A 24763-nucleotide genomic window follows, 5' to 3' on the forward strand; every position below is an offset into this window, starting at 1 on the left:
CGGCGCCCCACCCCTTCCCCCGAGGGGCGCCGTGCCGCGCTCCCCCCTGCCCCGAAGGACCTCGTCACCAACGGAGTTGACCGCTCATGCTGCTCGCCGCCGCCCCCGCCCCCGAGGCGCCACCCCACACCGGTGGACTGCTCCTCCTGATCGGCGGTACGCCCGGTCTGCTGACCGTCGCCGCCCTCGGGATCGCACTCCTGCTCGTCCTGATCATCAAGGTCAGGCTGCAGCCGTTCGTCGCGCTGCTCGCCGTGTCCATAGCCGTCGGCCTGGGTGCCGGACTCTCCGTCACCGAACTCTTCGGCACGGTCCAGAAGTCGGCCGCCGTCTCGGTCATCGAATCCGGCATGGGCGGCATCCTCGGGCACGTCGCGATCATCATCGGCCTCGGCACGATGCTCGGCGCCATCCTGGAGGTGTCCGGCGGCGCGGAGGTCCTCAGTGCCCGCCTGCTGAACCTCTTCGGCGAGAAGCGCGCCCCGCTCGCCATGGGCCTCACCGGCCTCATCTTCGGCATCCCGGTCTTCTTCGACGTCGGCATCTTCGTCCTCGCGCCGATCGTCTACGCCGCGGCCAAGCGCTCCGGCAAGTCGGTCATCCTGTACGCGATGCCATTGCTGGCCGGCCTCTCGATGACCCACGCGTTCCTGCCCCCGCACCCCGGGCCGGTCGCCGCGGCGGGCCTGTTCAACGTCTCCCTCGGCTGGGTCATCCTGATGGGCGCCGTCGTCGGCATCCCGTCCGTCCTCGCCGCCTGGGTCTACGCCGCCTGGATCGGCAAGCGCATCTTCGTCGAGGTGCCGCAGGACATGGTCGAGGCGGCCGCCGAGGCCAAGGCCGCGGTCGTCGCCGAGCAGCGCGCCGCCGGCGTCACCCCCCACGAGAAGCCCGTCCCGCTCGGCACGGTGCTCGCGATCATCGGTACGCCGCTGATCCTCATCCTGGCCGCGACGTTCTCCTCCATCGCGCTCGACCCGTCCACCCCGCGCTCCGTCATCGAGTTCTTCGGCAACCCCTTCGTCGCGCTGACGATCGCCCTGCTGCTCGCCTACTACCTGCTGGGCATCCGCCGGGGCTGGTCCCGCAAGTCCCTCGAGTCGGTCTCCACGTCCTCGCTGAAGCCCGTCGGCAACATCCTGCTGGTCGTCGGCGCGGGCGGCATCTTCGGAGCCGTGCTGAAGGGCAGCGGCATCGCCGACGCGCTCGCCGACACCTTCAACGACGTAGGCCTGCCGGTCATCCTGCTCGCCTGGCTGATCTCCGTCGTCCTGCGGGTCGCGCAGGGCTCGGCGACGGTCGCGATCGTCACCACCGCCGGCATCGTCGTCCCGCTCGTCGAGGGCCAGGGCATGTCGCAGGCCCACCTCGCCCTGATCATCATGGCGATCTCGGCGGGCTCCATCTTCGCCTCGCACGTCAACGACGGCGGATTCTGGATGGTCTCGAAGTACTTCGGCATCTCCGAGCGCGACACCCTGAAGACCTGGACGGTCCTGGAGACCGTCCTCTCGGTCGCCGGCTTCGTGGTCGCCGCCGCGCTCAGTCTGGTGATCTGAGGGCTGTTCCGCAGAAGACGTCGTACCGATCGGACGACAGCCCGATCGGTACGACGCGCCCCCTTGTGCGATCCGGTGTGATGCGCTTCGTTGATCGACATGGCGGAGACAAGCGAGATCACAGGGGCGGGGGAGCTGGGCTCCCAGCCGCGCAAATCCAGTTGGCGCTACATCGGGCCCGGCATCGTCGTCGCGGCCACCGGTGTCGGAGCGGGGGACCTGGTCGCGACGCTCATCGCGGGCAGCAAATTCGGCTACACCCTCATGTGGGCGGCCGTGATCGGCTGCCTGGTCAAGATCTCCCTCGCGGAGGCCGTGGGCCGCTGGCACCTCGCGACGGGCCGCACCCTCTTCGACGGGTGGCGCACCCTCGGCGGGTGGACCACGGGCTACTTCGCCGTGTACGTCGTCATCTGGGGCTTCGTGTACGGCGCGACGGCCATGTCCTCCAGCGCCCTGCCCATCGTGGCGCTCTTCCCCGACGGACCGGGCCTGAAGACCTGGGCGATCATCACCGGGCTGATCGGCCTGGTCTTCGTCTGGTTCAACCAGTACGCCGTCTTCGAGAAGGTCATGACCGTCCTGATCGGCGTGATGTTCATCGTCGTGGTCTACGTCGCGATCCGGGTGTCGCCGGACATCGGCGCCTCGTTCGCCGGGCTGCTCCCGGTCCTCCCGGACGGCTCGCTGGTCTACACGCTCGGGCTGATCGGCGGGGTCGGCGGCACCATCACCATGGCGGCGTACGGGTACTGGGTGAACGCCAAGGGGTGGTCGAACACCTCCTGGATGAAGGTGATGCGGATCGACAACCGGGTCGCCTACATCACGACCGGCATCTTCGTCGTCGCGATGCTCATCATCGGCGCCGAACTGCTGCACTCCTCGCAGATCGCCCTGACCAAGGGCGACCAGGGGCTGATCGACCTCGGCGACATCCTGGAGGACCGCTTCGGGGCGGGCACCGCGAAGCTCTTCCTGGTCGGGTTCTTCGCCGCCTCGTTCTCGTCGCTCATCGGCGTGTGGCACGGCGTGAGCCTGATGTTCGCCGACTTCGTGGAGCGGATCCGGGCCGCTCGCGGCGGTGGCCCGGGCGAGGAGAAGGCGACCGGTGAGACGGTCAGCCGCCAGGAGCGGTCCGTGCCCTTCCGCGCGTATCTGCTCTGGCTGACGTTCCCGCCGATGACGCTGCTGTGGCTGGACGAGCCGTTCGGGCTGGTCATCGGCTACGGGGTCCTGGGCGCGTTCTTCATGCCGTTCCTGGCGCTGACCCTGCTGTGGCTGCTCAACTCCTCGCGTACGCCCAGGGAATGGCGCAACGGCTGGCTGAGCAACGGGATGCTGGGCGCTGCGGGACTGCTGTTCATCGTGCTGTGCGTCAAGCAGGTGATCGACCTGCCCTGGTGACGGCGGCGTACGCAGCAGCGCCGCCGGGGGAGCGGCGGCGCTGCTGGACCTGGGGCCTTTGCGTTACGGAAGGCCGTGGACGTGCGGGCCGACCGCCTTGGACCAGGCGTTGCCCGCCGTGGCGTCCCAGTTCGTGGACCAGGTCATCGCACCGCGCAGGTCCGGGTAGGTCCTGGACGGCTTGAAGGAGCCGCAGCCCGTGCCCTTGGCCAGGCAGTCCAGGGCCGCGTTCACGACGGACGGGGCGACGTAGCCGCTGCCCGCGCCGCGGGTGGACGCGGGGACGCCGAGGCCGACCTGGGACGGGGCGAGGCCGCCCTCCAGCTGGATGCAGGCGAGCGCGGTGAGGAAGTCCACCGAACCCTGCGAGTAGACCTTGCCGTCGCAGCCCAGCATCGAACCGCTGTTGTAGTACTGCATGTTGACGACGGTCAGGATGTCCTTGATGTTGAGCGCCGTCTTGAAGTACTCACCGGACGTCGACTGCATGTCGATGGTCTGCGGGGCCATCGTGATGACGAGACCGGAGCCCGCCTTCGACGACAGGGAGCGCAAGGCCTTCGTCATGTAGGTGGAGTTGAGGCCGTTCTCCAGGTCGATGTCGACGCCGTTGAAGCCGTACTCCTGGATGAGCGCGTACACCGAGTCCGCGAAGGCGGTGGCGGAGGCGTCGCTGTTGACGGCGACGGCCCCCTTCTCGCCGCCGACGGAGATGATGACGTTCTTGCCGGCGGCCTGCTTGGCCTTGATGTCGGCCTTGAACTGGTCGACGGTGTAGCCGTTCAGCCCCGCCGAGTCCAGGTTGAAGGTGACGGCGCCGGGCGTGGCAGTGGCGTCCGCGAAGGAGACCGCGATGATGTCGTAGTCGGCGGGGACGTCACTGAGCTTCTGGACGGTGGCGCCGTTGTTGAAGTTCTGCCAGTAGCCGGTCACCGCGTGCTTGGGAACCGAGGTCGTCGGGCCGGGGCCCGGGTCGGTGGCCTTCGCCGTGCGTCCGCTGACGGTCGCGGACCTGACGGACTCACCGGCGGCGTTCGTCGCGCTGACGGAGAACTGGTACGCGGTGTCCGCGGCCAGACCGGTCACCGTCGCGGACGTGCCGGTGGAGGTGGTCGCCTTCGCGCCGCCCCGGTAGACGGTGTAACCGGTGGCGCCGGAGACGGCGTTCCAGTTCAGGGTGACGGAGGAGGTGGTCGCCGTGGCGACGGCCAGTCCGGCTGGGGCTCCGGGGACGGCGGGCTCCGGGTCCGTGCCACCGCCGCCGTCGGGCCCGCTCACCTCGACGTCGTCCGCGACGTAGGCGGCCTGGCCGTACCAGCCGTGGGTGTAGACGGTCACCGAGGTGGTGGAGGGACCGGTGGTGAAGGTGGTCCGCAGCTGGGTCCAGCCGCTGGAGCCGGGCGACCAGGTGGAGACATCCGTCGTGCCCGTGCCGCTCGCCCCGAGATAGGCGTAACCGCCCTGCACCCAGGAGCTCAGCGTGTAGGTGGAGCCGGGCTTCACGGACACGCTCTGGGTGCACTTGGCGTTGTCCTGGCCGGCCGGAGTGGCCTTGAGCGCGGAGGAGCCGCCGTGCACGGGGGAGGTGACGGTGGCGCCGCTGCCCCCGGAACAGGTCCAGTTGGCGAGCCCGGACTCGAAACCGGCGTTCCTGGCCACGTTGACATCGGCCGCCTGCGCGGTGCTGACGAGCCCGGTGACGCCCAGCGCCCCCGCCGCGACCACGACGACGGCCCCGCCGAGGAGCGGCCGGACCCGGCGTCTTCTGTGCCTGCTGCTGCCTGCGGAGCGTTCCACTTGCTGCCTCCGGTGGGGGAGTTGGGGGTGCTGGCGGGAACGGTGGCCACCGTTGGCCGATAAACTGGTCCAGACCAATCAAGTTGTCAAGACCTCTGGCGGCCCCGATGCGTACGGTGGGTGCGCCCGGGGGCCGGGCAGGGTTCGCGCTCACCTTCGAGTGAGCGCTCCCGGTCGCGCGGGTCCACTCGCACGGGTGGTTCGGCCGGAACGCCTCGAGTGTGACGGAGTGGATATCGCGGAGGGCCTGGGAAAGCGGCCGCAATCCGTTCTGACGTGGGCGGATGAATTCCCGTGGATTTCAAACCCGCTCGATCGGGGTAACTCTGCGCAGTGGTGCAGGAGTTAACCACATTGCTTTTCGTCCGATTTCGTACGGAGGCGTAGCGAACGCCTGTGCCGTACCGTCTTCGTACTGGGTGCCGATATCTGTTCTCTGCCTGGTCCGACGTGGCTAAAGTGCTGGGGAAGAAGCGCGGAGCAGGAGCGATTGCGGCCGGAGTCCCCCGACGACGGCCGGAGCCGGAACGGGGAAGAGCGTGCCGACCGCAATAGCAGTGACCAGTGCTGATCTCGTGCTACCGCCGACCGATCAGCAGACACCCACAGCGGCGCTGCTCCAGGCACCCGACGCCCAGCCCCTCGACCTCGCGATCGGTGACATGCACCTGCTCCTGGAGCAGCACGGTTATGTGATCGCCGTCTATCCCGTGGGCATCAGTCCCGCACATGAGCGCAGACTCCACGCCATCCGGTCGGTCCTGGAGAGCGACCGCATCGCCCTGCTGAAGACGGACCTGCCACCGCTCGGTGTGGCCGTCCTCGTGCGGCAGCTGCGCCAGCTCTCCATCTGCGATTTCAGCCCGGGAGTGGTGGCCTCGGCGGCCCGGCTGCTCGCCCACTACATCCATGCCGGAGCCCTGTTGAACTCGGTGGCCAGGCTCGACATGGTCCCCGTCAGCCTCAAGACCCACGCCAAGTCCTGGCTGCCGGGTTCGCAGTTCGTCGTGCTCGCCGGCCCCAGCCCGCAGCTGGTCAGGATCGGCCCGGCGGTCGAACCGCCGGCCGGGCCGCCGTTCGCCTCACAACTGCTGGTCGCCAAAGGTCAGTTGACATCCGAATGGGTCCAGCAGACCCTCGCCCCGGCATGGGGGGTACAGGCCATTCAGGAGTGTGCGCTGCCTTCCGGATCGCCGCGCTGGTGGGGCACCGGGAAGCTGGTGGAATTCGTCTCCTTCCTTCCGGACATCTCCGTGATCTACCAGCTCGTTTCCTCCGTACGCCGGGAAAGCTGCCACTGGTGCGGAATGGAGCTCATCGGCGACCGCTGCGGGTTCTGTTCCTCCCCGCTGGCACCACCGGAGAACCGAATGCACTCCCCGGGTGTCCTGAGCCTTGGCGCGTCCGCGCCACCGAGCACCTAGCGTGCCCGGGGCTCTCCGCAGACACCGCGCATCCCTTTCTGTCCGCTGCTCCACGCATCCGAATCGAACGAGGTTGTCCGGCCCATGAACTCCCGCCAGCGCCGCGGCGTGATACTCCTGCTCCTGTCGGTCCTGTGCGCCTTCGGTGCCTTCGCCGGGGTGCTCTCGGTGATCAGCGACGTCAACTCCAAGGTCGGGCCCGAGGTCGACGCCTACCGGCTCAAGAAGAACGTGGCCCCGTACTCGGACCTCTCCGCCGGGCAGTTCGAGAAGGTCTCCATGCCCAAACGCTGGCTGTCGGACAACGCCGTCACGGATATCGACGAGGTCGACGGCAAGATCGCCGTCACCGAGCTGCAGGAGGGTTCCCTGATGCAGTCCGACATGATGGTGAGGAGCCCGGAACTGAGGCCGGGCGAGCAGGAGATCGCCATCATGATCGACGCGGCGACGGGTGTGGCGGGCAAGATCCGGCCGAACGACAAGGTGAACATCTACGCCACGTTCGCGGGCGAGCAGGACGGCGAGGTCTCCCAGTCCAAGGTCATCGTCTCCAACGCCAAGGTCCTCGACGTCGGCGAACTGACCGCCCTGGAGCCGAAGAAGGACGACAGGAACCAGGCGACCGAGGCCGTGCCGATCACCTTCGCGCTCAACACCCTCGACACCCAGCGCGTCGCGTACGCGGAGTCCTTCGCCCAGCACGTCCGTCTCGCACTGATCGCACCCGGCAGCGACGGCACCATCCGCCCGGGCGACCGGACCTACACGCTCGACAAGGACAAGTGAGGATCGGATGACCACCAGAATCCTCCCGGCGGTCGGTGACCACGACGCGGCCAGGTCCGTGACCACCCTGCTCAGCCAGCTCCCCGACGCGGAGCCGGCCGCTCCGGTCGGCGACTCGACTCAGCTCATCGACACCCTCGCCCGCCTCGCCGGCGAGTCCATCGAGGAACTGCCCGAGGTCGTACTGGTCCACGAGGGGATCGGCCCGGTGCCCGCCCTGGAACTCATCCGGGAGGTGTCCCTGCGCTTCCCCGCCGTGGGGGTCGTGCTGATCACCGCCGACGCGAGCCCCGGTCTCTTCGCCGCGGCCATGGACGCGGGAGCAAGGGGCCTGGTCACCCTCCCCCTGAGCTACGAGGAGCTCGCCAACCGGGTGCAGGCCGCCGCACAGTGGTCCACGGGCGTACGACGCCACCTCGGGGCGGGCGGCGACGTGTTCACCGGCCCCGGCGGCACGGTCGTCACGGTCACCGGCGCCAAGGGCGGGGTCGGGACGACCCTCACCGCCGTACAGCTGGCCCTGGCCGCGCAGGCCTCGGGGCGCACGGCCGCCCTCGTCGACCTGGACCTCCAGACCGGGGACATCGCCGCCTACCTCGACGTGCAGTTCCGGCGTTCCGTCGTCGACCTCGCGGCCATCGCCGACATATCACCACGCGTCCTCTCCGACGCCGTCTTCTCCCACACCACCGGCCTTGCGCTGCTGCTGGCGCCGGGGGAGGGCGAACGCGGCGAGGAGGTCAGCGACCGGTCCGCCCGACAGATCGTCAGCGCGCTGCGCTCGCGCTACGAGATCGTCGTCATCGACTGCGGCAGCCAGATGAGCGGGGCCAACGCCGCGGCGATCGAGATGGCCGACACCGCCGTGCTGGTGACGACACCCGACGTCGTCGCCGTGCGGGGCGCCAAGCGCATCGTGCGGATGTGGGACCGGCTCCAGGTCCGCAAGGCCGAGGAGACGGTGATCCTCGTCAACCGCTTCAACCGCAACACGGAGATCCAGCCCGCCCTGATCCAGCGGATCACCGGGACCCGGATGGCGGGCACGGCGGTCCCGGCGAACTTCAAGGAGCTCCAGGGCGCCGTGGATTCGGGCCGGATGCACGAGCTGGACCCACGCTCCACCGTGAAACAGGCCCTCTGGGCCCTGGCGGGAGAGCTCGGACTCGTGAAGCCTTCGCAGGGAGCGGAGTCGCGCGGCGGCATGCTGCGCGGCGACAGGGGCTCGATCGGGGGCCGCAAGCGCAAGGGCGGCACGACCAGCGGGGGAGGCCGACAGTGACGAGGGACACGGGAGAACCGGGCCGGATACGGACACGGCTGAGACGCGACCGCGGGCAGATAAGTGTCGAGTTCACCGGGATGGTGCCCATCATCCTGGTGACCCTGGTGCTGCTCTGGCAGGCGGTCCTGGTGGGCTACACGTTCACGCTGGCGAGCGGAGCGGCGGACGAAGGGGTGCGCAAAGCGGTCGCGGCGGGGGCCTGGGACATGCGGAGCAGGTGTCAGGAGGCCGTGCACGAGCGGCTCCCCGGCGCCTGGGAGGGCTCCGCGGACATCAGGTGCGAGCCCGGGAGCGACGTGGTCAAGGCCACCGTGAGGCTGGAGGCCCCCGTGCTCTTCCCGGGCTTCGCCGGCCTCCCCATCCCCGTCACGGCAACGGCCGGCGCGGCCGCGGAAGGGAAGTGACGCGTCATGGCACCTGTACGCATCCCCTGCGCGGCCGGACGGAGACCGGGCAGGGCCAAGGCCAGGGGCAGGGACCGCGGGTCCACAGCCATCGAGTACCTCGGCTTCCTCCCCGTCCTCATCCTCATCGGCCTCGCAGGCATCCAGCTCGGCCTGATCGCCTACACCGCCCAGCAGGCGGGGACCGCGGCCAGGGCCGCCGCGCGTACCGCCGCGCAGGAGGACGTGTCCGGGGCCTACGCGCAGGTCGGAAGAGCCTCCATGACCGGCTGGGTCGCCGAGCGGTCCCAGATCTCGCCGCCCGCCGGGGGCGACGCGGTCACGGTGACGGTCACCGTCAAGATCCCGGACATCCTGCTCGGCCTGCTCGGTGACCGGACCGTCGAGAAGTCCGCCACCATGCCCCGCGACTAGGCACCCCCCATCCCATCCGAGGAGTACCACCCATGAGCCTGCGGGCACGCATCACCGCCCCCGAGGAGCGCGGAGGGGGACGGGAGGACGGCCACCTGGTCGCGACGTACCGCGCGAAGCTCCTCGAGGAGATCGACCTCGCGGAGATGTCCTCGCTGGCCACAGCGGACCGCCGTGCCCGGCTCGAACGCGTGCTGGGCCACATCATCAGCCGTGAGGGCCCGGTCCTCTCCACCGTCGAACGCTCCCAGCTCATCCGGCGCGTCGTCGACGAGGCGCTCGGGCTCGGCGTCCTCGAACCGCTCCTGGAGGACGCCTCCATCACGGAGATCATGGTCAACGGCCCCGACCAGATCTACGTCGAACGGGCGGGCAGGGTCGAGCAGCTCCCCCTGCGCTTCGCCAGCCACGAGCAGCTGATGCAGACCATCGAGCGCATCGTCTCCACCGTCAACCGGCGCGTGGACGAGGCCAATCCGATGGTCGACGCCCGTCTCCCCAGCGGCGAGCGCGTCAACGTCATCATCCCGCCGCTCTCGCTCACCGGTGCGACGCTCACCATCCGGCGCTTCCCCAGGTCCTTCTCGCTCCAGGAGATGATCAGCTTCGGCTCGCTGGACCAGCAGATGCTGCTGCTGCTCGCCGGGCTCGTCCAGGCCAAGTTCAACGTGATCGTCTCCGGGGCCACGGGTACCGGGAAGACCACGCTGCTCAACGCGCTCTCCGGGCTCATCCCCGAGGGCGAGCGGATCGTCACCATCGAGGACTCCGCCGAACTCCAGCTCCAGCAGAAGCACGTGATCCGGCTGGAGTCGCGTCCCCCGAACGTCGAGGGGAAGGGCCAGATCACCATCCGCGACCTGGTCCGCAACTCCCTGCGTATGCGTCCCGACCGGATCGTCGTCGGTGAGGTCCGAGGCGGCGAATCGCTCGACATGCTCCAGGCGATGTCGACCGGCCACGACGGTTCGCTGGCCACCGTCCACGCCAACAGCGCCGAGGACGCGCTGATGCGACTCCAGACCCTCGCGTCGATGTCCGAGATCAAGATCCCTTTCGAGGCCCTGCACGACCAGATCAACAGTGCCGTGGACGTGATCGTCCAGCTGACCCGGCACGCCGACGGCAGCAGGAGGGTCACCGAGATCGCGGTGCTCGACTCGCACGGCCGCGACCCGTACAAGATCGTCACCGTCGCCCGGTTCGACGCCCGGCCGATGGACACCGACGGCCTGATCCACGGTGAGTTCCAGGCCCTCCCGCTCCCGCGTCGTATCGCCGACCGGCTCTACATGGCCGGACAGCCGATCCCCCAGGCCTTCGGGGTCGCCCCCTCAGACGAATACCTCGCCACCCGAGAGGCCAGATAGGTACCCCGACATGGACAACCTCGCACCGCTCACCCTCGGCGTCACGCTGCTGTGCTGCGTACTCGGCGTCCTGGGCCTGCACGCCTACACCTCGGGCAAGGCCCAGCGCGAAGCCCTCGTCGACCGGCTCTCCTCGACCGGCCAGATCGACATGGGCCCGCAGCGCCGCTTCCGGGGCGTCGACCGCCGGCTGCGCCGTACGAAACTGGGCAAGAGGATCGAGCTGAAGCTTGCGGCCACCGGCCTCGACGTCACTCCGGGCGAGTACTTCCTCTACGTCGTGGCCGGGGTGGTGGCCATCTGGCTGATCGCGGCCTCCGTCCTGGCCTCGTTCTTCGGCCCGCTCGCCGGACTCGCCGGGATCTGGGCCGCCAACACCTTCCTGAACTGGCACCGCACCAAGCGCACCGAGGCATTCATCAGCCAGCTGCCGGAGATCTCCAGGGTGCTGGCCAACGCCACCCAGGCCGGACTCTCCCTGCGCACCTCCATCGCCATGGCCGCCGATGAACTCGAAGCGCCCGCGGGCGACGAACTCCGCATCGTCGCCGACCAGCTGGGTGTGGGCCGCACGCTCGACGACGCTCTGGACGAGCTCGCCAGCCGCCTGCCCTCCCGCGAACTGGTCGTCCTCGTCGCCACCCTCATCCTCTCCAACCGGGCCGGCGGCCAGGTCGTCTCCTCGCTGCGCAACCTCACCGTCACCCTGGAGGAGCGCAAGGAGACCCGGCGCGAGGTCCGCACCCAGCTCTCGCAGATCAACGCCACCGCGTACGCCGTCCCCGCCATCGGCGTCGGCGCGATGCTCCTCGTCAACACGATGCTCCCGGGAGCACTCGACCGTATGACGGGGTCGTTCGCCGGCCAGGTCGCCGTGATCGTCTCGCTCGGCCTCTACACCGTCGGCTTCGTCGCCATCCGCCGCATTTCCAAGATCGATATCTGAGGAGGGGACCGATATGGAACTGCTGCTCGCACTCGTCGTCGGCCTCAGTGTGTTCGGCGTCTTCAAGGGCGTACGGATGTACCGCGCCGAGGCCACCCTCCCCGGCGACCTCGCGCTCGCCCTGGAGGTGGGCTCGACCCGCACCACCGCGGTGGGCTCCGGCATCGACCGTCTCGGAATGCGCTGGGCGCCCCTCGTGCTCCGCCTGATGGGGCCCAAGAAGGTCAACGACAAGCGCCGCAAGATCGACATGGCGGGCAACCCCGGCGGCCTCACCATCGACCGCTACGCCGCCCGCCGCGCCGTCTACAGCCTCCTCGGCGGCACCGCCGCCTTCGTCATGCTCACCAGCGGCCAGTTCTTCGTGGCACTCCTCATGGTCGCCTTCGGCCTCTTCTGGGGCGAGGTCGGCATCTGGGCCGCCGTCCGCAAGCGCCGGGACGACATCGACCGCACGCTCCCCGACTTCCTGGACGTCCTCGCCGTCGTCGTCTCCGCCGGGCTCGGCTTCCGGCAGGCACTGGACCGGGTGTCGGACAAGTACAAGGGCCCCTGGGCCGACGAGCTGCGCATCACCCTGCGCCAGATGGACATGGGCGTCAGCCGCCGCCAGGCCTTCGACGAGCTGCGCAGACGCAACGACTCCGACCAGGTCGCCATGTTCGTCACCGCGCTCCAGCAGGGTGAGGAACTGGGCGCGCCCATCGTCGACACCCTCATCGCCATCGCCAACGACATGCGCCGCACCGACGCGCAGAACGCCCGGCGGAAGGCGGCCAAGGCGGTCCCCAGGGCCACCCTGATGGTGACCACGTTCATGATCCCCGCGACCGTGATCCTCATGGGCGCCGCCATGCTGCTCGGATCCGGCACCAACTTCGGTTCCCTGACGGGGGAGTGAGCGACGGGCCGATGACGATCTCCCTGCAGCCGGGACCGGAGCCCGCGGACCCCCGCCACACGCTGTCCACCCCGGTGGGCCCCGCGCCCACGGTCTCCATCCAGGTCAACGCCCTCCAGGCGCTGGCCCGCCAGGTGTTCCTCTTCCGGCTCGCCATGATCGCCATCGGCACCCCCCAAGCCGTCGACAACAGCGCCCCCGGACTCGCAGGATGGCTCGTGGGATCGGCCGTCCTGGTGACGTTCGTCGGCTCGTACGCCCTCTACCGCGACTGGGAACGCTTCGGGCCGCTCCTCGTGCGCTACCCGCTGCTCCTCGGGGTGGACACGGTCTTCGGTGCGCTGCTCCTGTTCACCGCCACCCCCGAGTCCACCCTCGGTTACGCGGTCGTCTGCACCCCGCTGCTCGCCGGACTGCTCTACGGCTGGCGCGTCGCCGGCGTCTTCGCCGTCGTGCAGAGCCTGATCCTGGCCGCCGCCTTCAGCGTCGACAACCGCCCCCAGTCGAGCGTGGCCGACGTGCTCCTCCTCCCCGGCTTCTGCGTCCTCGCGGGAGCCGTCGGCGTCGCCCTGCGCAATCTGATGCTCCGCGTCGGCGCGGCCAGCCAGGCGCTGACCGAGACCCGGGCCCGTCTCGCCGTCAGCGTGGCCGTCGAGGACGAACGCGCCCGGCTGGCAAGGGAGATGCACGACTCCGTCGCCAAGACCCTGCACGGCCTCGCCCTCGCAGCCGACGGCCTCGCCCGCTCCTCCGACCGGATGGACCCGCTCACCGTCCGGCACCAGGCGGAACTGGTGGCCAGATCCGCCCGCCGAGCCGCCGCCGAATCCCGCGAACTCCTGTCCGACCTGCGCCGCGAATCCGGCCTCGACGACGGCGTCGACCTCGTCGCGGAACTCCGCTCCAGGGCCGAGGACTTCACCCGGCGCCACGGGATGAACACCGTGTTCCGGACCCTCGGCGACACGCCCGTACCCCTCGTCCCGCAGGTCGTCGCCCGGCAGCTGCTCACCGTCGCCTCCGAAGCGATGGAGAACGCCAACCGGCACGCCCACCCCACCTACCTCGTCGTCCTCGCCGGCATCAAGGGCGACGTCCTGCGCGTCAGCGTGTACGACGACGGCCAGGGCCTGCCCACGGGCACCACACTCGACGACCTGAGGCGGGCCGGCCACTTCGGGCTCGTCGGCATGGTCGAACGCGCGGCCTCCATCGGCGCGCGCATCCGCATCGGCAAGGGACGGGCGGCCAAGGGCACGGAGGTCCGCGTGGAACTCCCGACGGCCGCCCTCACCCCGACCGGTGCGACGGACCCGGCGGCCCGGGCGCCCGCTCCGAACCCGTAACCGCTCGCGCTCCACCGCTTCCCGCACCTTCGTCCCCACAACACCTGAGAGGAGGTCGCAGAATGCCGGACGACGTCTCGCGTGCGTCGGGCCAGGACTGGGCGGCACAGAACCACGCCTCCCAGCACACGTCCTCGCACGGCTCCCCGCTCAGCACGGAACTCAGCTCCCCCGCATTCCCGGCCACCCAGCTCCCGCCGACTCCCCAGCGGCCCCCGGGACCCGCCGACGAGCCCCGCGAGCCCGAGCAGATGCCCGCGTTCCCCGCCGCCCCCGACGGGCCGGCACCCGGGCCCCTCCGGGTCGTCGTGGCGGACGACAACCCCGTCGTACGGGCGGGTCTCGGGGTCCTGCTCAGCGGCCGGGCGGACATCGAGGTCGTGGCCGAGGCCGCCGACGGGCGCGCAGCCTACGAAGCCGCTGTACACCACCGGCCGGACGTCATCCTGCTCGACGTACGGATGCCCGGGGTGGACGGCCTCTCCGCCCTGCCGCACCTGGTGCAGGTTGCACCCGTGATGATGCTGACGTACAGCCGCGAGAGCGACATCGTGCACGAGGCACTGCGCCTTGGCGCGGGCGGCTACCTGGTGCACGGCGAGTTCACGGCCGACGAACTCGTGCAGTCCGTACGCGACACGAAGAGCGGGCGCGCCCCCTTCACCGCAACCGCGGCCAAGGCGCTTCTCGCCCATATGCGCCAAGGGGCGGACCATCAGCCGAGGCAGCTGCCGGAGGGGCTCGGTACGGCACTGACGAGCGGCGCGCCGGACAACGGCCCGGGCCCGGGTTCCGGCAGCACTCGCACGGGGCGGGCGCCTTCGCCGCCGGCGGGGCGACCGGCGGGAAATCCGGAAGCCCTTTCGCAACTGCAACCCGTTGTGGCACAGTCTTCGACAGACAGTGAACACAGTCGGCCCTATGCGCCCAACCGGCAGCAGTACGACCTGAGTTCGAGGGAGGCGGAGGTCATGGAGCTCATCTCTTCAGGCATGAGCAACCAGCAGATCGCCGCCACGTGCTTCATCAGCGAAAAGACCGTCAAGAACCACATCAACAGGATCTTCACCAAGCTGCACAGCGGCAGCCGCAGTGAAGCCATAGCCCGATGGCTCGGTACGGCGCCGGGCTCGGGACCTGGAGCGAGGGGGACAGGCAGCCATGGCTGAACGGGGGAGAGACCCCGGCAGGGGGATGCGCGCGGGAGGACGGGCCCAACGGCCGTTTTGGGCCCGGGTTTGGGCCCTGGGGCCCTCCGTGGGGCAGGCGGAACCGTCGTACCTTTCTCATGTCGCCAACGGCACCGGCCAGGAGGAAGCCGGTTCCGGACGCGGCACCGCAGAGACACACGCGTCGGCCGGCCTCCGGTCGGCCGGACCCGGAGGGGAACACCATGAGCAAGCTGATGCTGAAGGCTTCCGTCAACGCCAAGGTCTGGGCGAACACCTCGGTGGAGCGCATGAAGGCCCGGGCGGACCGGGACCGGGGGCAGGGCTCGGTGGAGTACCTGGGCATCATCGTGGTGGTCGTGGCGATCATCGCGGCGCTGATGCTGACGAACATCGGCAGCGCGATCGGGACTGCCATCACCGGGCAGATCAACAAGATCACCGGGGCCAAGTAGTAGCCAAGCAGACCCGCGAGGCAGGGCAGGCTTTCCCCATCTACATCATGGTGGTGGCGGGCCTGCTCTTTCTTGCGTTCGCGTACTTCGCGGTCGGCCAGGCGTCGATGAAGAAGAACGAGGCCCAGACAGCAGCGGACGCAGCAGCGCTGGCGGCGGCGATGGACGCGCGCGACCAACTGAGCTGGCCCGGTGTCTTCGATCTGGACGAGTGGGACGACCTGCTCAGCGGGCGCGGAGCTCTCTCGGGGTCCTGTGACGCCGCAGGCTGGCTGGCTGCTGAGAACGATGCCCACCTGAGCGGGACCGGGTGCCATGCGGACGACTGGCCAGAGGTCTCGTACACCGTCACGGTCGGGACGAACAAGCCCGTCGGCGACTCGGTGATCGCCAGTACGACGACGACGAAGGCCACGGCCACCGCACGAGCGGTGATCGAGCCGCGCTGCCGTATCGAAGAGGACACACGTCCCGCGCCGAGCCCTCCGCCGGATGACGACGGCGGCGACACGGACGAATCCGAAGAGCGGAAGGCGTACAAAGCCGTGTGCGATGACGAAGACTTGGACTTCGACATCGACCCCAAGAACCTCGACCTCCTGCCGGACCTGGCAGACCTGTTCTCCGTCCACCTGGCCGACAAGTAGATGAACGACATCGAGAGGACCACGCCGATGCGTGCAGCCATGACCCGGATTCGCTTCAAGGGGGCCGCTGTAGCGGTTGCCTCTGTAGCCATGGCTGTCGTGCTGACGGCATGTGGCGGTGACGAGGCATCGGACAAGCCGGAGAACAAAACGAAGGAACCGTCTGCCACAGCGAGCAAGAAGAGCGACGAACAGACACCTCCCAAGGAGGACTCGACCCAGGTGCTCGCCACCATCACGGGTAAGGACGGTATTGAGGTAACCGTCAACTCGATCAAGCGGGAGTCCGGGGGGTTTGTCACGGTCAAAGGCCGAGTGAAGAACGGATCCGATCAGATCTGGACGGCCCCAGGATGGCAGGGGCTGGAGGAGGAAATGGCGGGTAATGGAGCGTCGATGGCCGGCGCTTCGCTGGTCGACCAGGCGGGCAAGAAGCGCTATCTCGTCCTGCGGGACACCGACGGTCGTTGCCTGTGCACCAAGTTCGAAGGCTTCCTGCCAGGGGCAGAGACCCCGTTCTTCGCCCAGTTCCCCGCACCACCGGCAGGCACAACCGAGGTCGATTTCCAGGTCCCGACCATGCCCACCGCGACGATCAAGATTTCCGGGTGATGACCACCATGCAGCCACCCGCCCCCACACCACGCGCCTCACGAGGCGCACTGCGCCGCCGCGTCGCGCTCTGCGCCGCAGCAACCGTCGTCCTCGGCACCTCGACCCTGTGGGGAGCCGCCTCCGCGACGGCTGACGACAACCCCACGGCCGTCCCCTCCGCCTCGCCACCCGTAGAGGTCGACGCGAACTCGCCCGGTCTGATGCTCGGGGACGGCGCGACCCTCGGTGATGTCCGCGTGCTCGACATCAAGTCCGTCGTCGAGGACCTGGGCGGTGAGGAGCGCCGCGAGGACACCAACGTGGACATCACCTTCGCCCTCCAGGCCGAGGTCCTCTTCGGCAAGGACAGCGCGAAGCTGAGCGGTGAGGCCAACGCCCGTATCTCCGCGATCGCCCAGGAGATCAAGAACCAGAAGGCGACCAAGGTCCGTGTCTTCGGCTTCACCGACAACCTCGGCTCCGCCGCCCACGGTGACGTCCTCTCCAAGGAGCGGGCCGACGCCGTGCAGGGAGTCCTCTCCCCGGGGCTGCCGAACGTCACCTTCGAGATCCGTGGCTACGGGGAGGACTACCCGATCGCCGACAACGAGACCGAAGAGGGCCGTAAGAAGAACCGCCGCGTGGAGGTCACCTTCCAGCGCGCCGGCGCGTCATAGGCACGAACAGGAGCGAAATGATGCCGAGGCCCGTAGGCGGTGCCGCCGCCGGGGCGGCGGCAGCACTCTGCATGCTGCTGCTGACGGGCACCGCGGCGGCGGACCCGCGCGCGGACGATGCCCCGGGAGGCGCCGCCTCCTACCGGCCTGCGCAAGGCTCCGTACCCGTAACCGGTACGGAGTCGAGCGCGGACGGGCCCCAACTGGAGCGGGCGAAGGTCTACTCGGACACCATCGGGCCGGGCCAGAAGAAGTACTACCGGGTCCGGCTGGACGACACGTCCAACGCGTTCGTCTCCACGGTGCTCGCCCCGCCTCCCGGCACCACGAGCGGCATCCTCGACGGGATCCAGGTCGACCTGATCTCGACAGGCGGTACACCGTGCGGTTCGAGCCCGGCCGCGTACTTCGGGGGCGACACCACACGTCCGGTCGCGAGCTACGCGTCGCGTCGCATCAAGGACGACGCCGGTGCCTGCCAAGAGGCCGGGGACTACCTCTACACCGTGACACGGATGGGTGCGAAGTCCGGCGGCGGAGCCGAGTGGCCGATCGAGCTGACCTACATGGCGGAGCCGGGACTCAAGCTCGGTGCGGCCGAGCCCCAGGCGCCGACCTCCTGGAGCTCGGAAGCGCCGTCCCCGGCCGACGGCACGCCGCAGAAGGTGAGCGGCGGCACGGGGTTCAACGACGCGGCAGCCGTCGACGACGGCATCTGGCGGGACGACCTCCAGCCGGGAGACAGCCGCTTCTACAAGGTGCCGGTCGCCTGGGGCCAGCAGCTCTTCCTGCGGGCCCAGCTGGCCAACGGCACCACGGACGGCTCGTTCTCCGTCAACGGGCTGCGCCTCGCGCTGTACAACACGGCACGTGGCCCGGTCTCCGACAAGAGCATCGCTTACCGGGGCGCCCCCGTAGGGGTCGATCTCGGTACGGCCCCGGCCGCCTACGCGAACCGGTTCGAGGGAGAGTCGACCGCGGAATCGGCGATGCGGTTCCAGGGCTGGTACTACGTCCAGGTGACGCTCGACCCGAAGGTCCCGCGCGGTGTCCCCATGACGCTGAACGTCGGCATCGAGGGAGAGGCACAGCCGGGCCCGCCGTACGACGGTGATCCGGAAGCGGCGGGCTTCGGTATCGGCGACACGGGTCCCGGCAGTGGTGAGGACCTCACGATGCGAGCGATCGGGTTCGCCGGGATCGGCGCCGGGACCGTGCTGGTCCTGGGCCTGGGCGCCTGGCAGCTCCTGAGCCGTCGCAGGCGCCCGGCCGACGGGGACCCGGGCGTCGTCTACAGCAGGTGATCGGCCTTGCCGGCCTTGATGTCCCGGATCATCTGCTGGAGGGCCTCACGGCTGTCGGTGAGGTAACGATCCTCCTGACCGAGAACGGCAATGAAGGCGTTGCCTTCGGTGTCCGTCCCGAGCCGGAAACAGTTGTTTCCCTCACCGCAGTAAGGCTCTTCCCAATTGATCTCGACCATGGTGAGGCTCCTCAGAGTTGACGTGCGACGGCATGGATGAAGTCGCGTGTCTCGGCTGCGCCCAGGGCCGCTTCCTCCATCCAGTCCAGGTGGGCCCGGTACTTGGTGAGCTGCGCCTCGGCGTGCATGAACTCCGGACCATGCGCGGAATCCAGCTGCACCGTGTCCAGTTGCGGCACGACGCCGTGCGCGTAGAGAAGCGCGTGTCCCGCGCCAGGAAACGCTCCCCGGTCCACGGGGATGACTCGGAGCTCGATGTTCCTGCGCTCTGATGCCTCGCAGAGATGTACGAGCTGTTCCCGCATGACCGCACGGCCGCCGAACTGCATGCGGAGCGCGGCCTCGTGCACGAAGCCGATGTAGTCGACCGGGGCTTCGCGGTCCAGCACCTGCTGTCTGTCCATGCGGTGGGTCACGCGCAGCTCGACCTCCAGCCGTGAAAGTGCGGGCAGTACGGCTCCGAACACCGCGCGCGCGTATCCATCGGTGTGGAGAAGACCTGGCAGATGGACTGTCTGCGCGGTCCGGATTCGCACGGCGTTCCATTCCAGCTCGGCGATGTCCAGCAGCCCCGAGGGCAGAGTGCCCCGGTACTGCTCCCACCAGCCCCGCTCGCGCTGCTCGGCCATATCGACCAGTGCGTCAACGTAACGGGCGTCGGAGCACGCGAAGTTGCAGGCGAGTGTACGAACGCGCTCCGGTGCTACGGGCCGGACGCCAACCTCCATGTTGGAGATCTTCGTCCTGTCGACGCCCAGCAGACCTGCTGCGTACGCAGTCGTCGCTTCGGCGGCTGTGCGCATCTTTCGGAGCTCGGCGCCGAGACGCCGTTGCCGTTCGGTAGGTGTGGAACTGCTCGGCATGGGCCTCTTCTTCCGCCAACGGTAGGCACAGTCTGCCGCTGACGTAGAGACCGAGTCCACCCGCGAGGAGGCAATTGCCTCTGGAGTAGAGACACAGGTGCCACGTAGGGTCTACTTTAGGTGACGCACCGCACACGCTGCGTAGAGCCGAAGTGCATCGCGCGGCCCTGCCCGCACCTCCTGCCCTGGGAGGGGCAGGTCCGCGCCAGGGAGACAGGCCACAGCTCACCCGCAGCGGCGGTGACCGTCAACTCGGCATCTCGACCAGGAAGTCAGCCATGCACCCGTACGCCCCACCGCCCCAACCCGCCGCCCCGTGTCCCGCCAGGGCACCCCTCCCCGCCCCCGGGCTCCTCCTCAGCCTCACCCTGCCCGGTGACCCGCGCAGTGCGGCGGTCGGGCGGCACGCGGTCGCCGCCTCGCTGTCGACGTACAAGCTCCACTCGTACGTCTGGCCGGTCACGCTTGCCGTCGCCGAACTCATCGCCGTGAACGCGGCGCTGACCCCCGCCCGCGACCTCTACCTCTCCCTCCGCCACCGCGACGACGCCCTCCGCCTCGTCCTGTGGGACCAGCACCCCGGTCACGCCGACCCGGACACCCTCGCCCTCTGCGAGGCCCGACGCCGCAGCGCCCTCTGGCTGCTGGCGGCGGTCGTCGACGACTGGGGCGGTGAGTGGGGCGTCGCCGAGGGGCAACCACCGCACCAGGGCACCAAGTCGTGGGCTCTCCTCCCACGATGAGGGGTGCGGTCGTTGGGGGGTTACGGACGGATGGCTGCCCTGTATGTCCGCTCTGGCTGTCCGCAACTTCCCAGCGACCAAAATCCGTGGCCGCTCACGTTCGCTACCCAGCCCATGGCGACGTTGTACCGGATGGGGTGATGGAGTCCATCACACGTCAGGGGGCGGTTCCGACGTCGCCGTGCAGGGCTCTGAGGGACATCGTCACTCGGTCGCGGGTCAGGTCGATGCCGAGAATCCGGGCGCTGATCTCCTGGCCGAGGGAAACCACCTCGGAGGGGTGGCCGATGGGGTGCCAGGAGAGCTCGGGGATGTTGATCAGCGCCGCGAAGCCGCCGATGTCCACGTAGATACCGAAGTTGGCGATGGTGATCACCCGGCCGGTCGCGATGTCACCTCGGTGGAGCGACGTGAGGAAGGCCCACCGGCGGTCACTCGGAGTCGGCTCGGTCCGCCATCGGGCACGTACCACTCCGTCGCCGTCGGGCATGACGGCCGTGAACAGCGGCACCCGGTCATCGGCATCCACGGACAGGAGCGCTGCCGCGTCGGCCCCGGAGACCCGGTGGACCAGCGCCGGGAAGCCCTCCTCGTCGGCGACCGCGCTGTGGATCCGGCCGTCCTTGTCCTGCCAGACGCACTCGACGAGGCCCTCGGAGGGCAGGGCGTCGAGGACCGCGCCGACGTCGGAGGACAGGCCGGGCCATACGGCGAGCCGCGCGCGGGGAGCGAGCCCCGCACGCACCGTTTCGACGGTGTCGAGGCTGAGGCGGTGCCATCGGCAAGCGCCTTCGACGTACGTCTCCTCCAGGAGGCCGGCACCACCCGCGCCGACCGCCCGGTGCACGCCGTCCCAGAAGCCGTCGTCGCCCGGCCGCTGGACGTCATGCCCGCCGGCGTCCACGTCGTACGGCGAGGCGTCCAGGCGCTCCGCGAACAGCCCGAGGACCCGGGTCCGGGCCAGTGCCTGCTCGCAGGGCCGGTCGCTGCTGATGTAGACGTACTGGTCCCACCCCACGTGCACGGTGAACGCACCATCCACCTCGAGCCGGCACCAGGCTCCACCGTCGCGCAGCATGACCCGCACCAGCTTCAGCGCGACGCCGAGCGGCACCTCCGTGTCGTCGCGGAAGCCGGCCAGGCCGCCCGGGAGGACATCGTCCAGCCCGAAGCCGTCCCTCGGCGGCTCGGCGCCGAAGCGTGCGAGGCACGGCACCTGCGGCTCCCGCACGGCCAGGTACTCGACACCGGCGACTGCGGCGAACGCCTCGACTGCACGAAGGTAGGCATCCTCCACCGGACCGTGGTCGCTGACGGTGTCCTCGGCCCCGATGTAGTGGCCGTGCTCGTCACGGTCGGCAGGGTCGTATTTCGTGACGCGATAGACGTAGGACAGCACGGCTCTCATTGTCCGGCACGCAGCTTCCGGCGTGGGCTGTCGATGGGAGGTTGAGGACGAATAGGTGCCCTGAATGTCCGGATCGGGTGTCCACTACTTCCCACCGACCGGACGATGGGGCGCCGAATTCGCCAGTGCCGCGCGGATTTCGCTGAGCATGCGGTCGGGTGTCCGGAACACCGTCGCGGCGGGGAAGCGGAGGATCAGCCGCACTCCGGGACAGGCGCTCAGCGCGTTGAAGCGGTCCAGGTCGCGGCGGTGTGCCTCACGGCTGCCGTGGTACGCGTAGCCCTCGATCTCCACCACCACGCCCTCCCGGACGAAGAGGAAGTCGGCCACGATCCGGCGGCCGGTGTAGGCCCGCAGTTCCGCTTGGCTGAGCGGGTGCAGACCGGCGTCGTGCATCCGTAAGCGCGCCACCGTCTCGGCGGGTGAGCCGCTCCGCGGATCGGCCAGGGCGAGCCATCCTGCCGCCCGTGGGGTGCGGTGGCGACGCGTGGGATGCGTCGAGCAGGCGGCGGTCAGTTGGGCGGTGCCGACCAAGCCGCTCCTGCGCCCACCGCTCACCACACGAGGGCCCAGCGCGGAGTCCACGGCGACCAGTGCCTCATCCCTGGGGCCGCACAGGAGCAGGTCGTGCACCGTACGCAGCGGGGTGGTGGCCCGCAGCCCATGGCGTACGCAGATCTCGGCCGGGGCGAGGGGCATGCGGTGCACCATGAACCCGTGGCGCCGGCCGGCAGGACTGTCGGAGGCGGTGAACTCGATCGCCTCCCGCAGCAGTTCGATCCGGTGGAGCGAGGCGGCGGCGCGGTGGCTGAGGACGAGCTCGGGGTGGAGTATCTGCACGGCGCGGGCCTTGCGCCACGGCGTCAGCACGATACCCGGCGCAGCCCAGGCCCCGCGTACGACGCGCTGCCAGCCCTCCGCGTCGAGTGACCGGCTCAACTGCCGCGAGGCCACGCCGGCCGCGATCACCTCGCGGGTGAGCAGGATGCCTCGCTGGGTGAAGCACTGCAGGTTCCCCGTCATCCGGCCGCTCCGTGATACTCCGCCGTCCAGTTCACGGTCCTCCCCCTCGCCGGAGGGGAGGACCGTCAAGGAGAGAGGATGCCTTGCACACCGGGATGCCGCGCGGGCCTGTGGATAACAGGGCAGCATGCGGCCGGGGCGGGGCATGCGCGATCATGACCGGCATGGACGCTCGATTCCTTGGCATCGCTGATCTGACCGAAGTCCCCGCCGTCGCAGTCGTGGTGGACGTCATGCGCGCCTACACCGTGGCCGCCTGGGCCTTTGCCCAGGGAGCGGAGAAGATCGTTCTCGCCGGGTCGCTCGACGAGGCCCTGGCGCTCAAGGCGCGCCACCCGGACTGGGTGGCGATCAAGGACGGTCCGCCCGCGCCCGGTTTCGACGCCGTCAACTCGCCCGGCCTGCTGCGGTCCATCGACCTCGGCGGACGGACCGTCGTGCAGAAGACCACGGCAGGGACGGTCGGCGCCCTCGCGGTGAAGGAGGCGCCGCTGGTGCTGTGCGCCGGCTTCGTCGTGGCGGAGGCGACGGCTCAGCTCCTGCGGATGCGGAAGAGCGACAGCGTCACGTTCGTGGTCACCGGCGAGGACGGGCAGGCCGATGAAGATCTGGCATGTGCCCAGTACATCGCCCGGAGAGCCACCGAAGCCGGGGCGGATGCCGCCGAGTACGTCCGCCGCGCCGCCGGGTCGCGCGCCGCCGCCGAACTGGCCAACGGGGTGCGTCAAGGAGTCCACCCCGACGACGTCGCGCTCTGCCTGGAGGTCGACCGGTTCCCGTTCGCCATGGTGGCGACCTCGGAAGGCCCCCTCATGGTCCTGCGCCCACACGCGGCCGCCTGACCGCCGCGCTGCAACCCGGACAGGGGCGGGCCGTGGCCAGGAAAAGGCCGTGACTGTGCAAGGCCTCGCCCCTATGGTGGTCCGATGCCGTCGATCAAGCAGGTCCAGATCACCTTCGACTGCGCGGAACCCGAGCGCGTCGCCCGTTTCTGGTGCGAGGTGTTGGGGTACGTCGTACCGCCGCCCCCGGAGGGGTTCGCGACATGGGACGCATACGACCGCACGCTGCCGCCCGAGCGTCAGGGGGCAGGGTTCGTCTGCATGGATCCCACGGGTGTGGGCCCGCGCATGTACTTCCAGCGCGTTCCCGAAGGCAAGGTCGTCAAGAACCGGGTGCACCTCGACGTCCGGGTGGGCACCGGGCTCGTGGGCGAAGAGCGCGTGGCCGCACTCGAGACCGAGTGCGCGCGCCTGATCCCGCTCGGCGCCACGCGCGTGCGCCTGCTGGTCGCCGATGAGTACGACGAGTCGTGCCTCTGGATGGAGGACATCGAGGGCAACGAGTTCTGCCTCGACTGAGTGCGTGAAAGTGGGCGTCGGTGGGAGGTTGAGGACGGATGGGTGCCCTGCATGTCCGGTATGGGTATCCGTAACTTCCCATCGACCGGGGCAGGGCCCGTCGCGGGTTACTTCACCGTGATCGACTTCACGAATGCGTTCAGGTCCTTCGGGGTCAGTTCGCCCTTCACCGCGTTGAGCCGGATGGCGAACGGCACGTCCTTCGAGTCGACGCCCGCCACCACGACCCCCGTCATCCGCGTCCCCTTCGCCGGGGTCGACTCCTCGCCCGTCGACGTGAACTCGTAGTCGATCCTGCGCGCGTCCCGGGCGCTCTCCTCGCCCGCGAGCCGTACGTCCTGGGTGTCCTTGCGCGTCGCCCCGAGCCCGATGCCGGCGCCCGCCGCGGCGGCGGCCTCGCCGGCGTCGCTGACACCGGTGGCGAAGTCCAGCTGGACCGAGACCATACCGGTGCGCAGCCCCTTCTCCTTCTTGAGCGCGACCGCGGCGTTGGCCCTGCTGCGCTCGGCCGCCGGCTGGGGGGCGTACCCCTCGTCCTCCGGGTAGCCGACGGACACGCTCTTCGTGTCCAGCGTGGCCCAGCCGTCCGGGACCGCGGCGGTGTCCGTGCCGCCGCAGCCGCCGAGCAGCGTCAGCGCGAGAACGGCGGTGACGGCCGTACCGAGCGTCCTGGACTTCGTCAACGTCATCGCCTCTTC

The 24763-nt window shown here is 69.5% G+C and carries 25 protein-coding genes and 1 pseudogene; 20 read left to right on the top strand and 6 right to left on the bottom strand.

Annotation, left to right across the window (positions count from 1 at the left end; genetic code table 11):
* Positions 1–86 precede the first annotated feature (86 nt).
* Both ACIQM3_RS03625 and ACIQM3_RS03630 read left to right on the top strand, forming a co-directional pair.
* The gene (locus tag ACIQM3_RS03625) at positions 87–1559 is read left to right on the top strand and encodes a GntP family permease (protein WP_401618211.1); all 1473 of its coding nucleotides are present in this window, start codon (positions 87–89) and stop codon (positions 1557–1559) included.
* A 99-nt stretch (positions 1560–1658) separates the two neighbouring features.
* Complete coding sequence (locus tag ACIQM3_RS03630; protein WP_401618214.1) at positions 1659–2966, top strand: Nramp family divalent metal transporter; 1308 nt, start codon at positions 1659–1661, stop codon at positions 2964–2966.
* A 63-nt stretch (positions 2967–3029) separates the two neighbouring features.
* Here ACIQM3_RS03630 and ACIQM3_RS03635 read toward each other — a convergent pair whose 3' ends face one another.
* On the bottom strand, positions 3030–4763 hold the full coding sequence (locus tag ACIQM3_RS03635) for a chitinase (RefSeq protein WP_401618217.1): 1734 nt from the start codon (positions 4761–4763) through the stop codon (positions 3030–3032).
* 557 nt (positions 4764–5320) lie between these two features.
* On the opposite strand from ACIQM3_RS03635, the gene ACIQM3_RS03640 reads away from it, so the two are divergent.
* The 15 genes and pseudogenes from ACIQM3_RS03640 to ACIQM3_RS03710 all read left to right on the top strand — a co-directional run bounded on the left by ACIQM3_RS03640 (position 5321) and on the right by ACIQM3_RS03710 (position 18488).
* Entirely contained in the window at positions 5321–6187 is an 867-nt protein-coding gene (locus ACIQM3_RS03640; RefSeq protein WP_401618219.1) for a hypothetical protein, read from the top strand.
* Positions 6188–6271: 84 nt separating this feature from the next.
* Positions 6272–6976: a Flp pilus assembly protein CpaB gene (cpaB, locus tag ACIQM3_RS03645; protein WP_401618222.1), complete on the top strand. Its 705-nt coding sequence runs from the start codon at positions 6272–6274 to the stop codon at positions 6974–6976.
* Positions 6977–6983: 7 nt separating this feature from the next.
* Entirely contained in the window at positions 6984–8258 is a 1275-nt protein-coding gene (locus ACIQM3_RS03650; RefSeq protein ID WP_401618224.1) for a CpaE family protein, read from the top strand.
* Between the two features lie 80 nt (positions 8259–8338).
* Positions 8339–8665: a pilus assembly protein gene (locus ACIQM3_RS03655; protein WP_401618227.1), complete on the top strand. Its 327-nt coding sequence runs from the start codon at positions 8339–8341 to the stop codon at positions 8663–8665.
* A 6-nt stretch (positions 8666–8671) separates the two neighbouring features.
* Entirely contained in the window at positions 8672–9079 is a 408-nt protein-coding gene (locus ACIQM3_RS03660; protein ID WP_401618230.1) for a TadE/TadG family type IV pilus assembly protein, read from the top strand.
* Between the two features lie 32 nt (positions 9080–9111).
* Positions 9112–10449, top strand: coding sequence for a CpaF family protein (locus ACIQM3_RS03665; protein WP_401618232.1), 1338 nt, complete (start codon positions 9112–9114; stop codon positions 10447–10449).
* 10 nt (positions 10450–10459) lie between these two features.
* Positions 10460–11395 carry a type II secretion system F family protein gene (locus ACIQM3_RS03670; RefSeq protein WP_401618235.1) on the top strand — a complete coding sequence of 312 codons (936 nt, stop codon included), beginning with the start codon at positions 10460–10462 and terminating at the stop codon, positions 11393–11395.
* 13 nt (positions 11396–11408) lie between these two features.
* Positions 11409–12296, top strand: coding sequence for a DUF5936 domain-containing protein (locus tag ACIQM3_RS03675; RefSeq protein WP_401618238.1), 888 nt, complete (start codon positions 11409–11411; stop codon positions 12294–12296).
* 11 nt (positions 12297–12307) lie between these two features.
* Positions 12308–13642, top strand: coding sequence for a sensor histidine kinase (locus ACIQM3_RS03680; RefSeq protein WP_401618240.1), 1335 nt, complete (start codon positions 12308–12310; stop codon positions 13640–13642).
* A gap of 62 nt (positions 13643–13704) precedes the next feature.
* Positions 13705–14811, top strand: coding sequence for a response regulator (locus ACIQM3_RS03685; RefSeq protein WP_401618243.1), 1107 nt, complete (start codon positions 13705–13707; stop codon positions 14809–14811).
* Between the two features lie 224 nt (positions 14812–15035).
* Positions 15036–15266 (top strand): hypothetical protein, encoded by a 231-nt coding sequence (locus ACIQM3_RS03690; protein WP_401618245.1) that lies wholly within the window; start codon positions 15036–15038, stop codon positions 15264–15266.
* Positions 15267–15301: 35 nt separating this feature from the next.
* A pseudogene (locus ACIQM3_RS03695) lies at positions 15302–15913 on the top strand (pilus assembly protein TadG-related protein); the annotation flags it as partial.
* Positions 15914–16525 carry a hypothetical protein gene (locus ACIQM3_RS03700; RefSeq protein ID WP_401618247.1) on the top strand — a complete coding sequence of 204 codons (612 nt, stop codon included), beginning with the start codon at positions 15914–15916 and terminating at the stop codon, positions 16523–16525.
* 8 nt (positions 16526–16533) lie between these two features.
* The gene (locus tag ACIQM3_RS03705; RefSeq protein ID WP_401619975.1) at positions 16534–17184 is read left to right on the top strand and encodes an OmpA family protein; all 651 of its coding nucleotides are present in this window, start codon (positions 16534–16536) and stop codon (positions 17182–17184) included.
* A gap of 20 nt (positions 17185–17204) precedes the next feature.
* Entirely contained in the window at positions 17205–18488 is a 1284-nt protein-coding gene (locus ACIQM3_RS03710; RefSeq protein ID WP_401618250.1) for a hypothetical protein, read from the top strand.
* Here the strand turns inward: ACIQM3_RS03710 and ACIQM3_RS03715 are convergent.
* Positions 18476–18667: a hypothetical protein gene (locus tag ACIQM3_RS03715; RefSeq protein ID WP_401513565.1), complete on the bottom strand. Its 192-nt coding sequence runs from the start codon at positions 18665–18667 to the stop codon at positions 18476–18478. The two genes, ACIQM3_RS03710 and ACIQM3_RS03715, sit on opposite strands and share 13 nt — an antisense overlap.
* 11 nt (positions 18668–18678) lie before the next feature.
* Positions 18679–19530 carry a DUF5753 domain-containing protein gene (locus tag ACIQM3_RS03720; protein ID WP_401618253.1) on the bottom strand — a complete coding sequence of 284 codons (852 nt, stop codon included), beginning with the start codon at positions 19528–19530 and terminating at the stop codon, positions 18679–18681.
* A gap of 278 nt (positions 19531–19808) precedes the next feature.
* Here ACIQM3_RS03720 and ACIQM3_RS03725 point away from each other — a divergent pair, with 278 nt between their 5' ends.
* A complete protein-coding gene (locus ACIQM3_RS03725; protein WP_401618257.1) occupies positions 19809–20273 on the top strand; it encodes an ATP-binding protein in 465 nt (154 codons plus the stop codon).
* Between the two features lie 157 nt (positions 20274–20430).
* Here ACIQM3_RS03725 and ACIQM3_RS03730 read toward each other — a convergent pair whose 3' ends face one another.
* A complete protein-coding gene (locus ACIQM3_RS03730) occupies positions 20431–21672 on the bottom strand; it encodes a S1 RNA-binding domain-containing protein (RefSeq protein WP_401618260.1) in 1242 nt (413 codons plus the stop codon).
* Positions 21673–21765: 93 nt separating this feature from the next.
* Positions 21766–22773: an endonuclease domain-containing protein gene (locus ACIQM3_RS03735; RefSeq protein WP_401618263.1), complete on the bottom strand. Its 1008-nt coding sequence runs from the start codon at positions 22771–22773 to the stop codon at positions 21766–21768.
* 95 nt (positions 22774–22868) lie between these two features.
* On the opposite strand from ACIQM3_RS03735, the gene ACIQM3_RS03740 reads away from it, so the two are divergent.
* Both ACIQM3_RS03740 and ACIQM3_RS03745 read left to right on the top strand, forming a co-directional pair.
* Entirely contained in the window at positions 22869–23546 is a 678-nt protein-coding gene (locus ACIQM3_RS03740; protein WP_401618266.1) for a 2-phosphosulfolactate phosphatase, read from the top strand.
* Positions 23547–23630: 84 nt separating this feature from the next.
* The gene (locus ACIQM3_RS03745) at positions 23631–24065 is read left to right on the top strand and encodes a VOC family protein (RefSeq protein ID WP_401618269.1); all 435 of its coding nucleotides are present in this window, start codon (positions 23631–23633) and stop codon (positions 24063–24065) included.
* A 107-nt stretch (positions 24066–24172) separates the two neighbouring features.
* Here ACIQM3_RS03745 and ACIQM3_RS03750 read toward each other — a convergent pair whose 3' ends face one another.
* Entirely contained in the window at positions 24173–24754 is a 582-nt protein-coding gene (locus ACIQM3_RS03750) for a hypothetical protein (RefSeq protein ID WP_401618272.1), read from the bottom strand.
* Between the last annotated feature and the right edge of the window lie 9 nt (positions 24755–24763).

This window comes from Streptomyces sp. NPDC091271 (genome assembly GCF_044757505.1).
Taxonomy (GTDB): domain Bacteria; phylum Actinomycetota; class Actinomycetes; order Streptomycetales; family Streptomycetaceae; genus Streptomyces.